Here is a 13,416-nt window from a genome sequence, read left to right on the forward strand (position 1 = left end):
CGACGTCGAACGGTGAGGATGGGGGCCGGGCACTGGGCCTCGCGAGGCCCGGTGCCCGGTTCAGCGTCAGTTACAGCAGGAGGGCTTGCAGTGCTCGACCGTGACGTCGTCGATGACCGGTCCGGTGGGGCTGTGGGGAGTGGTGCTGGCGAAGCCCAGGGTCGTGGAGGTGCCGCGTGCGACGAAGGTCACCTGCCGCCGCACGTAGCCCATGTTCGTCTCCGACTTGCCGGTGACGTCGAAGGAGAAGTCCTGGACGTTCTGCCCGTCGATGAGGACCTTGCCCGTCTTCATGGCCGGGCGGTGGTCGAGTTGGGGGTTGCCGGCGAGTGAGTAGCTGACCGTGTACGTGGTGCCGGGGGTGGTGGCGAAGGTCTGGGCCACGGCCCCCGGGTCGTTGCCGTTGAGGTCGAGGGACTGGTCTCCTTCCGCCGCGTCCCAGTAGCCGGCGCCGATCAGGTCGACCGTCCCACTGGTGACCTTCCACGGGCCGATGGACTGCCCGGCCGCGTATTCGTCGAAGGACTTCGGCTTCACCGCCGGGTATTCGAAGCTGCCGTCGTCGAAGTGGCTGACGGCGGCCGGTGACGCGGCCGGGCGGCTCGCCTGGGTGCCGCTGTGTGCCGGGGCCGCCGTCGCGGTGCCGGTACCGGCGAGAAGAGCGACGGCCGTGAAGGCGGTGGCAGGGATGAGCAGGGTTCGCATGGGGTCCTCTCGGATGATCGCTGTGCAGCGATGTGCCTGAACGTCGGTGCGGATGGCTGCTGCCAGGTGGCAGGGCCAGTTCGCTCACCCCAGAGTCGGCCGTGTCGATCGGCGCCGAACAGGGTTACCAGGGCGGCCGTTTGGGCGCCTTTGCCCCGACGTTCGGGTGCCCCGGCTGCGGCGACCGCGTGTTAAGTCCACGTTGAGTGGTGGGTCAGCGGGTTCCGGATCCTTGTCTCACGGGGCGCCGCACCAATGCCGGCGTCGAGGTGCGCGTTGAGGAGCATGGATGGACCGGATTCCGGTGTGTGTCCGCGCGGATGACCCGATTTCGCAGGTCGGGGTGGTCGGCGCGCTCAGACCGAGGCCAGAGGTGCAGGTGGTTGCCGACACGGACCTGGACGAGGCGAAGGTGGTCCTTGTCGTCACGGCCGGAGTGAGCGAACACAGTCTGAAGGTCCTGCGGTCAGTCGGCCAGGCGAGCAAGGCGAGGCTGGTGCTGGTCACCACGGAGATCGACGAGTCCGAGCTGGTGACCGCGGCGGAGGTGGGGGTGGTCGGGGTGGTCCGGCGTGGCGAGGCCACCCCCGAGCGGCTGGTCACGGTGGTCCGCTCGGCTGCCGCGGGGGAGGGCGCCGTACCACCGGACCTGCTGGGCCGGCTGCTCGGCCAGGTCGGCCGCGCACAGCGGCAGGTGCTGGGGCCCCGCGGGCTGACCTTCAACAACCTCACGGAGCGGGAGTCGGAGGTGCTGCGGCTGGTCGCCGACGGGTTCGACACCGCCGAGGTCGCCACCAGGCTCGCGTACTCGCCGCGAACGGTGAAGCAGGTCCTGCACGACATCCAGATCCGCTTCCAACTCCGCAACCGCTGCCATGCCGTCGCCTACGCGATCCGGCACGGCCTGATCTGATGCCTGATCCGATGCCGGATCCGACGACGGCCGCGCGGAGGTCGGCCGCGCGGAGGTCGGACGTGCATCCCGGGGCATCCCGGGACCACTGAATTCCCGTCAACTGCCCTTTGGGGCAGGAAGGTTCGCCGGACGGAGGAAAAAGCTCCGGACCGGCGAACAACGCTGCGCTCGGTGACTAAGGTTTCTGCCCCTGGTGTCGATGAACGCGGCTGAGGCCGGTGCGTGCGCCGGCGGGAACGAAGGTGGCGCGGTTGAGGGGTGAACGGCGATGACAAGGGTTCCGAGACAGGGGACCGGAGACCTTGGGGAGCCGGAGAAGGGGCAGGGGGCATCGACGGAGCGGTCCGACGCCGAACTCGTCGTGCGCGCCCGGGGCGGGGACGACGCGTCCTTCGTGGTGCTCTACGAGCGGCACTTCGCGTCGGCCCGCCGGTTGGCCGGTTGCTATGCGTCCAGTCCGGCGGATGCCGAGGACCTCGCCTCCGAGGGGTTCGCCCAGGTGCTCGGCGCGATCCGGGCCGGCGGCGGCCCGCAGCGGGCCTTCCGCCCGTACGTGCTGACCGTGGTCCGCCGGCTTGCCGCTTGCGACGTGGTGCGGGAGCGGCGCGCCACGCCCACGCCGGAGGTGGAGGTCTACGCCCCGTTGCTCCCCTTCGAGGATCCGGTGCTGGCCGAGTTGGAGGCGTCGCTGATCGGGCGCGCGTTCGCCGCGCTGCCCGAGCGGTGGCAGACCGTGCTGTGGCACACCGAAGTGGAGGGGGAGAGCCCCGCGCAGGTGGCGCCCCGGTTGGGGCTGTCCGCCAACGCGGTTGCCGCACTGGCCTGCCGCGCCCGCGAAGGGCTGCGCAAGGAGTACCTCCAGGCGCATCTCTCCGAGCAGGAGATGGCACGGGAGTGCCGCAGGTGCGCCGGGAAACTGGCCGCCTATCTGCGCGGCTCCCTGGGGCCGCGCGAGCGGCGCCGCGTCGAGGAACACCTCGATGAGTGCGACCGCTGTCCCCGACTCCTGCTGGAGCTGCGCGAGGTCTCCGGCCGACTGCGCGCCTTTGTGGCTCCCTTGCTCCTGGGACCGGTGTTCGCCGGGTACTTCGCCTCGCTGGTCGAGGCGTCACCGGACGGGACGGCGGAGGGAACGGAGAGCGGACCGGCACAGGAGCAGGCGGACGGACCGGAGAGCCCGGACGGGCAACGCCCGGACAGCGGGCACCACGTCGACGACGGCGGCGAAGCAGGACTGTCACCACGCGGCGGAGGCGCGGGGAGCTCGGCCCCCGGCGCCGTCGTCGTCACCCTCGCGGTGGTCGCCGGCCTCACCGTCGTGACCCTGGCCGCCGCGCTGACCCTGGCGCCCGAGGACCCTGCACGCCCCCGTACGCAGGGCAGGGCGCCCGTCGCGACGCCTACGCCCGCCCCCTCGTCGGGACGGCCGATGCCGTCCGGCCCGGCACCTTCCCCGCCGACGGGGTCCCCGTCGGGCAGCCGGCCGGTCCGGCCGACGCCCGGCCCGGTGAAGGAGACCCCCGAAGGCACCTCCGGTACCGGAGCCGACGGAGCGACCACCCCCGCGGCGCCTTCCGCACCCCCGGCACGCCCCGTACCCCCGACATCTCCCACCAACTCGTCCGAGCCGACGCCTGCTTCGCCGCTGGCCGACGGAGACTTCGAGTCGCCGGCCGCCGGAGCCCCGGTGGTCGTGTACCGCGCGGGTCAGGCCATCGGGCCGTGGCAGGTCGTCCAGAACTCCGTGAACCTGGTCCGCTCGGACGCCCTGCGGGCGGCGGAAGGCCAGCAGTCGATCGACCTGAACGGCGATCCGCCCGGCGCCATCAACGGGGCGATCGCCCAGACCTTCACCACCACGGCCGGCCGCCCGTACACGGTCAGCTTCTACCTCGCGGGCAACGTCACCTGCGCCCCGGCCGTCAAGACACTCCGAGTCCAAGTCGACGCGGTGGCCCGGGACTTCTCCTTCGACACCACGGGGCGTTCGGCATCGGACATGGGGTGGCGGATCGAGACCGTACGGTTCACCGCGCAGGGTGACCGGACCACGCTGCGGTTCACCAGCACCACCGATCCCGGCAGCCGGTGCGGGCCGGAGATCGACGGTGTCAGGATCGTCAACACATAGGCGACGGGACGCCACGGCGCGCCGCCCGGTCAGTAGCCGTTGGCAAGGCCGGGGCCGTCGGTGTCGATGCCGAGCGACGCGAGCATCGCGGCGTACCGGCGGCGGGCCCGCTCGGCGGCGGCGGGCGCGCCGAGACGCCGGTAGGCCCTCACCAGCAGCTGCCACCCCGTGTCGTGGAAGGCGTCGATGACCAGGCACTTCTCGGCTGCGACCACCGCATCCCGAGGGTTGCCGGCGGCGAGTTCCGCGGCGGCCAGCTCCGCGGCCGCGTCGGCCGCCTGCCGCCGGTACATCTCCCGGTCGTGCTGGAGCCACTCGGCGGGGCCGTCCTCGGGAAGCAGCTCACCGCTGTAGGAGGCGAGCGCGTCCCGCAGGTCCGCCACAGCCGAGTCGGTGTCCCCGACCGCGCTCGCCCGCCTGCTCCGGGTGAGCGCGGTCTGGAACGCGAGGGTGTCGAGGTAGGAGTCGGCAGGCAGATTGAGCAGGTACGCGTCGCCGGTGCGGACCACCAGCTGTGGCTTACGGCGCTCCCGGTCCGGCTCCAGCAGACCCCGCAGGCTGGAGATGGCCACCTGCAGGTTCGCCGTGGCCGAAGAGAGTGGGGCATCCGGCCACAGTGCCTCGATCAGCGCCTCCTTGTGGATCGGCCGGCCTGCGCGCATGGCGAGCAGACGCATCGCGGCACGAGCGCGGGGACGGATCTTCATCCAGTCGACGATCCGATCCCCGATCGCCATACGGAATCCGCCGAAGCACCAGATCGCTACACGGGGCGTGCGTTCCGCACGGTGCGTGGCGGCCCTTGTCTGCGGCCGTCGCCTGCCGGTGGCGGAGGCGAGGGCGGTCGGTGTGCTCCCACGGTGCTGGTGGGGGCGGGCGCCGGATTCGAGGGCCGTCGGCCGGCCGTCGGCGTCGAGCACGGACAGCAGGCGTCGGGCCGCCGCGGGACGCGCATCGGCATCAGGTTCATCGGCACGGGGTTCACGGGCATCCGGTGCATGGGCATCGGCCGCCTCGGCCCCCTGGATCAGACGCAGGGCGATCCCGAGCAGCCAGAGTCCGACGTCGACCGTGGGCACGTCGGTCGGTTCAGGTTCGGTGGAGCGGTGATCGGCTCCCTCGCCGACCAGGTGGTATCCGGGTCCGTCCGCGGCGGGCTCAGGTGCGGCGGCACTCATCTCTGGGGGCTGGAGCGCATGACAGTTGGTATCCACGCCTATAAGTGGCGCGAAGCGCCGCCCTATGACGGCAGAACTCCAAGATTTTTTCCGGTGTCGGCGCGGCGTCGGCCGACCGGCGCCGGATGGTGCGGTGCTACGGCCGTCGGACGTCGACTCTAGGCGCGGGACCGGTCGCCGACAGCCGGCGGGCGGGCGCACTTTCGGGCGGCCGTGCCACCCCTTGGACCGTTCCGCCGACCGCTGCGGAGGCAGCGCCCGGTCGCCGAAGATGTAGTGAGACGCCCGGTCGGCGCGGTCCGGTGACCGCGGAGAAGTGGTGACCGGGCGCCGACGACGTCGAACAGGCCCTACCAGACACCGGTCCAGCGAGGCCGCGTCGGTGAGAGGACGATCCGCTGTGCGTCTTGTGACCTCCCCGCCACCCGCCCTGCCGACCGCGGTGGACTGCTCGTTACTCGCGGCCGGCGTCGACTGGGACGCCGTCCGCGTACCCCGCAGCGTGGGTGTGCGCTGCCTGGCCGTCCTCGGCGGGCGCAGCGCCGCCGTGGTCGAGGATCCCCGTGAGTCCGCCCTCTACTGGTTCATCGCCGCGGGCGCAGCCGCTGGTTGGGATGTCGCACACACCCGCCCGCTCGGCACGACCCAGTACCTGGTGGTGCCGCCGCTGCACCGGGCGGCGGGTCCCGGGCTGCACTGGCGGATCCGTCCGGTCGAGGGCCGGCTGATCACCGATGTGCGGGCACTGAGAGTGGCCGTCGAGGGTGTGATCGGGCCTCCTGGCGCTCCCGGTACCTCCGCGCGGCTCGCCACCTGAGGTGCCGGGAGCGCCCCCAAGCGCCGTCCCACACCCCCGGGGGCGGTTGGTCCGCCCGCAAGCGGGCGGACCGGAAGGTCGTCCCGTGCCTCTTCCCCGACCTCCACAGGGCAAGAGGCACGGGGCGGCTCCCTGCCGAGCGGTCCAGCCACGGGTCGAGCCGCCTGCTGGTGGCGCCGGTGACGCGGGACCGACGTCCGGCGCCGAGGATGCGACGATCACGGCGCGGTTGCCTTGCCGCCCGGGGCGCCCAACACGTCACCGAATGCCGTAGCCCCAACACACCGTCGTACGGGACGTGGCACCGCCCGCAGGCGAGCAGTCCCGTACGCCGGGCAGCGGCACGTCCGCTGCGCGTCCCCCGCCGACCTCTCAGTGCCGTCTGTGGGTTCCTCGCGCACTCGGCGGCCAACCCGCCGTGGCGGTACGGAGGATGCTCCCCTCCGGCCTGCCGCCCTTCCGCCGCATGCCGCCCCAGGTACGTCGCGGAGGGCGGCCGACGAAGGCGCCGAAGAGGCACGCGGCGGCCGTGGCGGCCAGCACCCCCGGCACCATCGCGTAGACACCGGTCCGGAACGGGCCGAGCAGCGGGTCGATGTACTTCCAGAGCGCCACGGTGAGCGCACCCGTCACGATGCCGGCCATGGCCCCGGCTTTCGTCATCCGCGGCCAGTAGAGCGACAGCAGGAGCACCGGGCCGAAGGCGGAGCCGAAACCGGCCCAGGCGTAGGCGACGATGTCCAGTACGCCGCCGCCGCTGAGCGCGATCACATAGGCGACCAGTGCGACGCCGACCACCGTCCCGCGGGCCACCCACACGAGCGCGGTGTCCGAGACCCGCCGGTTGAGGAACGCACGGAAGAAGTCCTCGGAGAGGGACGTCGCCGACACCAGCAGTTGGCTGTCCGCGGTGGACTTGATCGCGGCGAGTACGGCCACCAGCAGAACGCCGGTGACCCATGGGTTGGACAGCTGCGCGGACAGGGCGATGTAGGCCAACTCCGGGTTGGAGAGCGGGTGGTGAAGTTGGGCGATCGCGACGAGTCCGGCGAGACTGGTACCGGCCAGGGCGACGATCACCCAGCTCACACCGATCCGCCGGGCCGCGGGGATGTCGTCGGTGCTGCTGATGCCCATGAAGCGGGCCAGGATGTGGGGCTGCCCGAAGTAGCCGAGCCCCCAGGCGAGCATGGAGACCACCGCGATGGCGCCGAGGGGTTTGCCGGCGCCCCACTGGCCGCCGGCAAAGCCTGCCTGGGTGCTCATGTCGAGCAGTGACGGGGTCTTGGCGACGAGCGCCTGGCGCAGTGAGCCGAGGCCGCCGAGCCGCCAGATCCCGATCGCGGGGAGGGCGAACGCCCCGAGGACCATCAGGGCGCCTTGTACCGAGTGCGAGGTGCTCACGGCGCGGAAGCCGCCCAGCACGGAATAGGTGACCATCACCACGGCGAAGACAGTGAGGCCGAACTCGAAGCCGGTGCCGAAGAGTTGACCGACCAGCATGCCGCCCGCGACGAAGCCGCTCGCCACGTAGACGGTGAAGAACACGACGGTGACCGCCGCCGAGACGGTGCGCAACACCCTGCTGTCGTCCTCGAACCGTTCTTCCAGGTACGCCGAGAGCGTCACGGAGTTGCCCGCGAGCTGGGTGTAGATGCGCAAACGGGGCGCGACCAGCCGCCAGTTGAGGTAGGTACCGATGACCAGTCCGACCGCGATCCACGTGGCACCGATCCCCGCCGCGTACACGGCACCGGGCAGGCCGAGAAACAGCCAGCCGGACATATCGCTGGCCTCGGCGGACAGTGCGGCGATGAAGGCGTTGAGCCGCCGGCCGCCGAGGGCGAAGTCGGTGAAGGTCTGGGTCTCCTCGTACACCGCGATGCCGAAGACGATCATCACGAGGAAGAAGGTCCCGAAGACGAGCATGACCGGCACCATCTGCGTGAGCTGCAATCTCATCTTTTCTCCGTCGGCGAAGACCGGTCCCGGCCGGTGTGCGCCGAACCTTCGTCGGGTCCTGGTCGGGAAGTGTGTCGACACATCGTGGAGATTGCCGCACTCCGCGATTCCAGGACTTTAGGAGAGCGCCCGTCCCTTGGGCAGCCCGCGGGCGGGAGTACTTTCGCGCAACACGGCTGCCCGAAGGACCGCCCTCATGGGGGCTGCGTACCGGAGAGCCGGACGTGAGCATCTGACGCACCGCGCAACACGGCGATGCCGTGCGGTGAACCTCCCAGGAGTCTCCATGACGAAGTCAAGCCGCGAGCAGACACCCGACGGCGGCGATCGTCCGCCCGCACCGGACACCGCGCGCCGTGCTCTCACCAGCGACCTCATGCGTCTCGGCAGAATCGACGGCCCCCGAGCCGGCGTCTCGCCCGCCGCGGTTGCCAGGGGCTACGAGAAGACATGGCACATCACGGATCAGTGGCTGCCGCTGGCCAGGCAACGCCGCCGGGCGGCAGCGGGCTCGACGGCAGATCAGGCGCGGTGGGACGGACTCATCGAGTCCGCCGCCCGGCCCGCCCAGCCGGCGGGGTGCCCCTCGTTCCTCGGCCTCGTGCAACTGGCCGGGAACGCCCGTGACCTGCTGCGCACCTTGCGCGATACCGAACCGCCCTGTGTTCCGGTCGCGGATGTCGCGGCACGGATCGCCGAGGCCATCGAGGACGGCCGCTACCTGACCGGTGCGCCGCTCAGCCCGGCCAGGATCGCGGCAGACCGGCAGCTCCCCGTCGACAGCGTGAAACTCGCTCTCCTCGACCTGGCCGAGAGGAACGTCGTCGAGCTGAGCGCCGCCGGCCGCGCCCGCGTCACCGGCCCCGGCGGCACCGATCGCCCGCGGCAGATCGCTGAGTGGCTACGGGAGTTGGTCGCCGCGGGCGCGTACGCCCCGGGGACGGCGCTGCCGATGAGGCAGGTACTCGCCCGCAATCTGGTCTCCGCCGACCCCCCGATCGCCGCCGCGATCCGACTCCTCATCGACGACGGAACCCTGACCTGCTACCCGGGGCAGCGGCCCATCGTGCGACCGGGGCACCCCCACGCGGGGACAGAGATGATCGTCCGGGCTCGTGCGTTCGCCCAACTGCCCTATCCCAGTGGGCCGGTGGACCTGGGGGACATGCGCGTGCGCGAGGTCGTCCGGGTGGCCCAGTCCTGGTGGAAGGCCCGCCTCGTCCCGCATCCGACCACGCTGGACCACTACCTCGCCCAGCTCGTCGGCATCGCCCGCCAACTCATCACCAGGGCTCACGACCCGGAGCCGCCCACCTCGTCGTACGGCGAACGGCGGGAACCCCGGAAGCACCGGGAGGCACGGGAGCACCTGGAATGCGTGATCGTGCGGATCACCGTCGGCGCGACCAGCACCGCCGCATCCGACCCCGAGGACGGCGTCTGGCGTATCGCGTGCCTCGCGGCGGCCGTTCACGACCTGCTGAAGCTCACCGCGGCAACCGGCGGCAATGCCACGCGGTCCCGGTGAGCAGGCCGTTGCGGGCCGGTGTCGCCGGCCCGTGAGCGGTCCGCCGCGGGGGCTGTTGGGGCGGTGGGGTCCCAGGAGCGCTCAGCGCTTCCGGTACGGCTGGGCGACCTTCTCGGCCAGTTCCTGCGAGCGGTCCAGGGCCTGGTCCACGGTCTCGGCTCCGGCGATGGCGTTGCTGATCTCGTAGGAAACCTTGGTGCCGAGATCGGCGAACTCCGGGATGCCGACAAACTGGATGCCGATCGTCGGCCGTGGCTGGCGGCCGGGGTTCCGGGGGTCGGTGCTGGTGATCGCCTTGCGGGCGACATCGGCGAACGCGGATGCCGCGGCGCGGTATTCGGGGTTGACGTAGGTGGAGGCGCGGGTGCCGGCCGGCACGTTGGCCCATCCGCTGGTCCGCCCGACCAACTGCTGGTACTGCTTGCCCGAGGCCCAGGAGAGGAACCGCCAGGCGTCGTCGGGCCGTGCGGATGTCTTCCGCACGCCCCAGGCCCAGGTGTAGAGCCAGCCTGAGCCGGTGGTCCTGCCGGTGGTGTCGGCGGTCGTCTTCTCGACCGGGGCAGGCGCGTAGCCGATCTTGCCCTTCAGCGGGGAGTCCGCCGCCTCCAGAGAGCCGGCCGCGGCCGTGGAGTCGTACCACATCGCGGTCCCGCCGTGGGTGAAGTCGTTGAGGCACTCGGCGTACCCGGACTCGGCGGCGCGGGACTCGCCGTGCTTCCGGACGAGGTCGACGTAGAAGCCGGTGGCGGATGCGAAGGCGGAGGAGCTGAGTTGCGCCTCCCAGTCCTTGGTGAACCACGTTCCACCGAAGGTGTTGACGACGGTGGTGAGCGGAGCGATCAGCTCGCCCCAACCCGGCTGCCCCCGCAGGCAGATGCCCTTCATACCGGGCTGCGCGCCGTCGGCCCTGGCCGCCAGATCAGCGACCTGCTGCCAGGTGGGATGCGCCGGCATGGTCAGCCCTTTGGCGGCGAAGACGTCCTTGCGGTACATCAGGAAGGACGACTCCCCGTAGAACGGTTCGGCGTAGAGCCTGCCGTCGTCCGCGGTCAGCGAATCCCTCATGGGCGCGAGAATGTCGGCCTGATCGAACGCGGTGTCCTTCGCCGCGCGCCCGTTCAGCGGCAGCAGCCATTGGTTCTTGGCGTAGAACGGCACCTCGTAGTTGCTGATGGTGGCGACGTCGTACATCCCGGCCGGACTGGAGAGGTCCTGGCTGATCTTCTCCCGGACGTCGTTCTCCGGCAGCACGGTGAAATTCACCTTGATGCCGGTCTGTTCGGTGAAATGCTCGGCCGTGAGCTTCTGCACCTCCAGCATCTGTGGGTTGTTCACCATCAGCACGTTGAGGACATGCTCCCCGGACGAACCACCGATGCCACCGGCGCCGGCACACCCCGCAAGTAACGCCGCGGCCGCTAACGCCGCAACCGCACTGCGTACCCGGAGTTCTCTGCGAACGGTTCGGATCAACCTGATCGGCTCCTCTGTCCGGCCACCTGGTGGCGGCCGCCCCGGCCCTCTTCGTCTGTACGGGGTGGGAAGAGGGCCGGGGCGGCCTTGAGAAGGTCTGCCCGTTCACCCAACCACAAACGGGCAGACCAGGCCGTCCCCTTCGGGGGAGAGGGACGGAACCCGGGGCGGGGGCGACGGCGCACGGCGCGGTCGCCCCCTCTGAGGTCGCCCCTCAGCCGCGCCCCTACAGCGTCGTCCCGTCGGGCGCTGCCGGAAACGGCCGTTGAGGCGACTGTTCGGGCGACTCCTGCGGACGATCGGGCGGCGGCGGAGGTCCTGGACTCCGGTGAAATCCGTGGGAACGACGGCGGAATGCGTGTGGGTCAGACGCTGCGGCCGAAGTACGCGGCGATCCGGTCGAGGGCCGGCGCGCCGTCGGGGGCGGGCTCGGGTGAGGCGAACAGGCCGTTCCGGCCGCGGACTTCGTCGGGCCAGTTGCCGTACCAGCGCTCCTGGACGGCGTGGACTGCGTCCGGGTCGCCGGTACGGTCCTGGCCCGTGGCGGTGGCCAGGTCCCAGCCGTGCAGCACCGCCTCCAGCAGCTGTATGTCGGCGACCCGCGGGCCCAAGCCGCCGTCGGGCAGAGGCATGCGGCGATCCAACGCCCCTGCGGTACGCCAGGCGGCCAGGACCGTCTTCGCGCCCTGGGCGTAGACGTCGCAGGGCTGCCGGTCGCCGATGTGGTCCTGGGCGAAGAGGGAGAAGTCGGGGGCGCCGCCTTGAGCGAGGGCGACGTAGTAGGGGTTGCCGGCGATCAGGTGGTTGGCCAGGGCCCGTACGTCGAAGTCATCGCACGGGGTGGGCTGTCCGTACTGAGCCGGGGTGACGTTGCCCAGCAGGCGGGTGGTGTGGTGCAGGGCCTGGTCGAGCAGGTGGATGTCCTGGGACATGGGGGTGCCTCTCCAATGGGACGGGGCCAGGGGCCTGCGCGGCAGATGCGCCGCGAGGATCGCTGGTCACCGTCTGCGCGCAGCACACGCGGATGCGCCTGCAACGGGAGAGTGCCATCCCTCGCGGACAGATTGTGTCCGCAACGGGAACGGGCACGGTCAGAAGGCCCCACCACCGGACGGACTTCCAGACCGTCCGGTGGGCGGGGCGGTGCGAAGTCCGCTCACGTGCAGGCGGGTTGCCGGGGCTCGTCGGTCCATCGCCGGCTCCTGATCGCCCGGTCAGGGTGTGGTCGGTGGGGTCTTGTCGGTGTGCAGGTGCCAGTGCAGCTCACGCACCTGGGGTTCGCGCGTCAGCTGGACGACCAGCCGTTCCAGGGCAGCGGCGGCGGGGCTGTCCGGGGTGAGCGTCAGCCGCAGGAGCACATGGACGCTGCCGTCCGGTTCGACGGTGTGCAGGCTGTGCAGCCGCGTTCCGGTGTGCGCGAACGCGAGAAAGCACAGAGCCCGTACCTTCTTCTCGACGCGGCGGTCGCACACGGCCTGGAGCGCGCAGTGCGTCGGCACCGGGCGCACCACGGCCGTCGTGCGCCGGGGGCGCCGGCGAAGCCGGAGTTTCATGCGGGCACCTCCGAGCTGCTGGGTCAACAGGATGTGGCCGGTGGGTGGTTGGGTTCCGTGGCGGTCGGTGCGAGCCCTGCGCGGGCGCTAAGGGCTGCGGGGACGGGGACGGTGTCGGCCTGGCGGGGGACGGTGGTGTCCAGGTGCCAGTGGAGTTCGTGGACGGCGGGGTGCAGCCAGACATGGGCGATCAGTTGGCCCAGTGGTGCCGTGACGGGTCCGGTGGTCGTGAAGTGTGCCTCCAGGAGTACGGCGTCCGGCTCGGCGGCCAGCACACGGGTCTCGCCGGCCTCCACGCCCTGGGCTTGGAGGGCATGGGAGAGCCAGGCTCTGACCTGGGGTTCCGCGTCCGGGTCGCAGCGGGTATGGACGGTCGCCAGGACGGTGGGGTCGGTGGCGGATGGCGGGGTGCGGTCGATGAGTCGTTGGACGCCGGCACGCAGCAGGGCGTTCGGAAAGGCCATGGCGGCGCCTCCTCTCCGTCGTGGGGTGTGGCTGTGGTGGTGGGGTGGCCATGGTCGGGCCGCCTGGTGCGGGGCGTCGAGCTGCTTCCGGACGCGTCGGTCCTGTTCGGCCATGGAAGCCTCCCGGGTCTCCCGGCGGGGGAGGTCGGGCTACGCCGCGTTGCCCCCTGCGAGCGCGCAGCACGGCGACCCGGGACGGCCGGTGGCCGTACGGGTGTCTGGGCAGGGTGCGGGAAGGCGCAGGGGAGGTGGTTACCGCGTACCGGAGGTCGGAGCAGACATACGGATACGGGGCCGACTGTGGCCCGGACTACTGCAATGGCCGTCCATGTCTCTCGCCTCCTCCCGGCCGGGGCGCACGCGGGCGCCGAACGGACACGGCAAAGAGCGCACCAGTCATCCGACCGGTTCACCCCAACTCGTCAGAGCTTTGGCACTCCACGGCGTAATCCCCGTACCGGGAAAGCCACTTGGGGTCACCCCTTAGGCCGGGGAGACCTGTCCTGAACCTGGGCGTCTCTCGACGTCGTGGGGTCAGTGGCCTGTGTCCGTGAAGACGCCTCACCGAACGAGGTGCCTCACATTTCTCGAACGCTCAGAGACTACCGGCATACTTGCGTGGAGACGCAACTGCTTGACGCGACTTTGACGACAGCCTTGACACATGCGCCATGCCATCCTCACACAGG

The 13,416-nt window shown here is 71.1% G+C and carries 11 protein-coding genes and 1 riboswitch; of the genes, 4 read left to right on the plus strand and 7 right to left on the minus strand.

What is annotated here, in order from left to right:
* Positions 1–66: 66 nt before the first annotated feature.
* Positions 67–705, minus strand: coding sequence for a choice-of-anchor C family protein (locus ACO1BR_RS34945; RefSeq protein WP_426799132.1), 639 nt, complete (start codon positions 703–705; stop codon positions 67–69).
* Positions 706–994: 289 nt separating this feature from the next.
* Between ACO1BR_RS34945 and ACO1BR_RS34950 the strand changes: the two genes are divergently transcribed.
* Both ACO1BR_RS34950 and ACO1BR_RS34955 read left to right on the plus strand, forming a co-directional pair.
* Positions 995–1,618, plus strand: a complete 624-nt coding sequence (locus ACO1BR_RS34950; RefSeq protein ID WP_426799133.1) for a response regulator transcription factor — start codon at positions 995–997, stop codon at positions 1,616–1,618.
* Between the two features lie 271 nt (positions 1,619–1,889).
* Positions 1,890–3,752, plus strand: a complete 1,863-nt coding sequence (locus ACO1BR_RS34955; RefSeq protein WP_426799134.1) for a choice-of-anchor C family protein — start codon at positions 1,890–1,892, stop codon at positions 3,750–3,752.
* 29 nt (positions 3,753–3,781) lie between these two features.
* Here the strand turns inward: ACO1BR_RS34955 and ACO1BR_RS34960 are convergent, their stop codons facing one another.
* Positions 3,782–4,930, minus strand: a complete 1,149-nt coding sequence (locus tag ACO1BR_RS34960; RefSeq protein ID WP_426799135.1) for an AfsR/SARP family transcriptional regulator — start codon at positions 4,928–4,930, stop codon at positions 3,782–3,784.
* Between the two features lie 400 nt (positions 4,931–5,330).
* Between ACO1BR_RS34960 and ACO1BR_RS34965 the strand changes: the two genes are divergently transcribed.
* Positions 5,331–5,747 carry a hypothetical protein gene (locus ACO1BR_RS34965; protein ID WP_426799136.1) on the plus strand — a complete coding sequence of 139 codons (417 nt, stop codon included), beginning with the start codon at positions 5,331–5,333 and terminating at the stop codon, positions 5,745–5,747.
* A 372-nt stretch (positions 5,748–6,119) separates the two neighbouring features.
* On the opposite strand, the gene putP is transcribed toward ACO1BR_RS34965, so the two are convergent.
* The gene (gene putP / locus ACO1BR_RS34970) at positions 6,120–7,709 is read right to left on the minus strand and encodes a sodium/proline symporter PutP (protein WP_426799137.1); all 1,590 of its coding nucleotides are present in this window, start codon (positions 7,707–7,709) and stop codon (positions 6,120–6,122) included.
* Between the two features lie 286 nt (positions 7,710–7,995).
* On the opposite strand from putP, the gene ACO1BR_RS34975 reads away from it, so the two are divergent.
* Positions 7,996–9,237 carry a hypothetical protein gene (locus ACO1BR_RS34975; protein WP_426799138.1) on the plus strand — a complete coding sequence of 414 codons (1,242 nt, stop codon included), beginning with the start codon at positions 7,996–7,998 and terminating at the stop codon, positions 9,235–9,237.
* A gap of 81 nt (positions 9,238–9,318) precedes the next feature.
* Here ACO1BR_RS34975 and ACO1BR_RS34980 read toward each other — a convergent pair whose 3' ends face one another.
* The 4 genes from ACO1BR_RS34980 to ACO1BR_RS34995 all read right to left on the minus strand — a co-directional run bounded on the left by ACO1BR_RS34980 (position 9,319) and on the right by ACO1BR_RS34995 (position 12,727).
* Positions 9,319–10,710 carry an ABC transporter substrate-binding protein gene (locus ACO1BR_RS34980; RefSeq protein WP_426799139.1) on the minus strand — a complete coding sequence of 464 codons (1,392 nt, stop codon included), beginning with the start codon at positions 10,708–10,710 and terminating at the stop codon, positions 9,319–9,321.
* Between the two features lie 365 nt (positions 10,711–11,075).
* Positions 11,076–11,642, minus strand: coding sequence for a TIGR03086 family metal-binding protein (locus tag ACO1BR_RS34985; protein ID WP_426799140.1), 567 nt, complete (start codon positions 11,640–11,642; stop codon positions 11,076–11,078).
* A 282-nt stretch (positions 11,643–11,924) separates the two neighbouring features.
* Positions 11,925–12,263, minus strand: coding sequence for a hypothetical protein (locus ACO1BR_RS34990; RefSeq protein WP_426799141.1), 339 nt, complete (start codon positions 12,261–12,263; stop codon positions 11,925–11,927).
* Positions 12,264–12,286: 23 nt separating this feature from the next.
* A complete protein-coding gene (locus ACO1BR_RS34995) occupies positions 12,287–12,727 on the minus strand; it encodes a hypothetical protein (RefSeq protein ID WP_426799142.1) in 441 nt (146 codons plus the stop codon).
* A 406-nt stretch (positions 12,728–13,133) separates the two neighbouring features.
* Positions 13,134–13,307: riboswitch (M-box (ykoK) riboswitch) on the minus strand.
* Positions 13,308–13,416 lie beyond the last annotated feature (109 nt).

Origin of the sequence: Streptomyces sp. YGL11-2 (assembly GCF_050054615.1) — a bacterium.
Taxonomy (GTDB): Bacteria; Actinomycetota; Actinomycetes; order Streptomycetales; family Streptomycetaceae; genus Streptomyces.

Coding starts and splice junctions, on each gene's coding strand:
- ACO1BR_RS34945 (WP_426799132.1), bottom strand. CDS start 705: ATGCGAACCCTGCTCATCCCTGCCACCGCCTTCACGGCCGTCGCTCTT.
- ACO1BR_RS34950 (WP_426799133.1), top strand. CDS start 995: ATGGACCGGATTCCGGTGTGTGTCCGCGCGGATGACCCGATTTCGCAG.
- ACO1BR_RS34955 (WP_426799134.1), top strand. CDS start 1,890: ATGACAAGGGTTCCGAGACAGGGGACCGGAGACCTTGGGGAGCCGGAG.
- ACO1BR_RS34960 (WP_426799135.1), bottom strand. CDS start 4,930: ATGAGTGCCGCCGCACCTGAGCCCGCCGCGGACGGACCCGGATACCAC.
- putP (WP_426799137.1), bottom strand. CDS start 7,709: ATGAGATTGCAGCTCACGCAGATGGTGCCGGTCATGCTCGTCTTCGGG.
- ACO1BR_RS34975 (WP_426799138.1), top strand. CDS start 7,996: ATGACGAAGTCAAGCCGCGAGCAGACACCCGACGGCGGCGATCGTCCG.
- ACO1BR_RS34985 (WP_426799140.1), bottom strand. CDS start 11,642: ATGTCCCAGGACATCCACCTGCTCGACCAGGCCCTGCACCACACCACC.
- ACO1BR_RS34990 (WP_426799141.1), bottom strand. CDS start 12,263: ATGAAACTCCGGCTTCGCCGGCGCCCCCGGCGCACGACGGCCGTGGTG.
- ACO1BR_RS34995 (WP_426799142.1), bottom strand. CDS start 12,727: ATGGCCTTTCCGAACGCCCTGCTGCGTGCCGGCGTCCAACGACTCATC.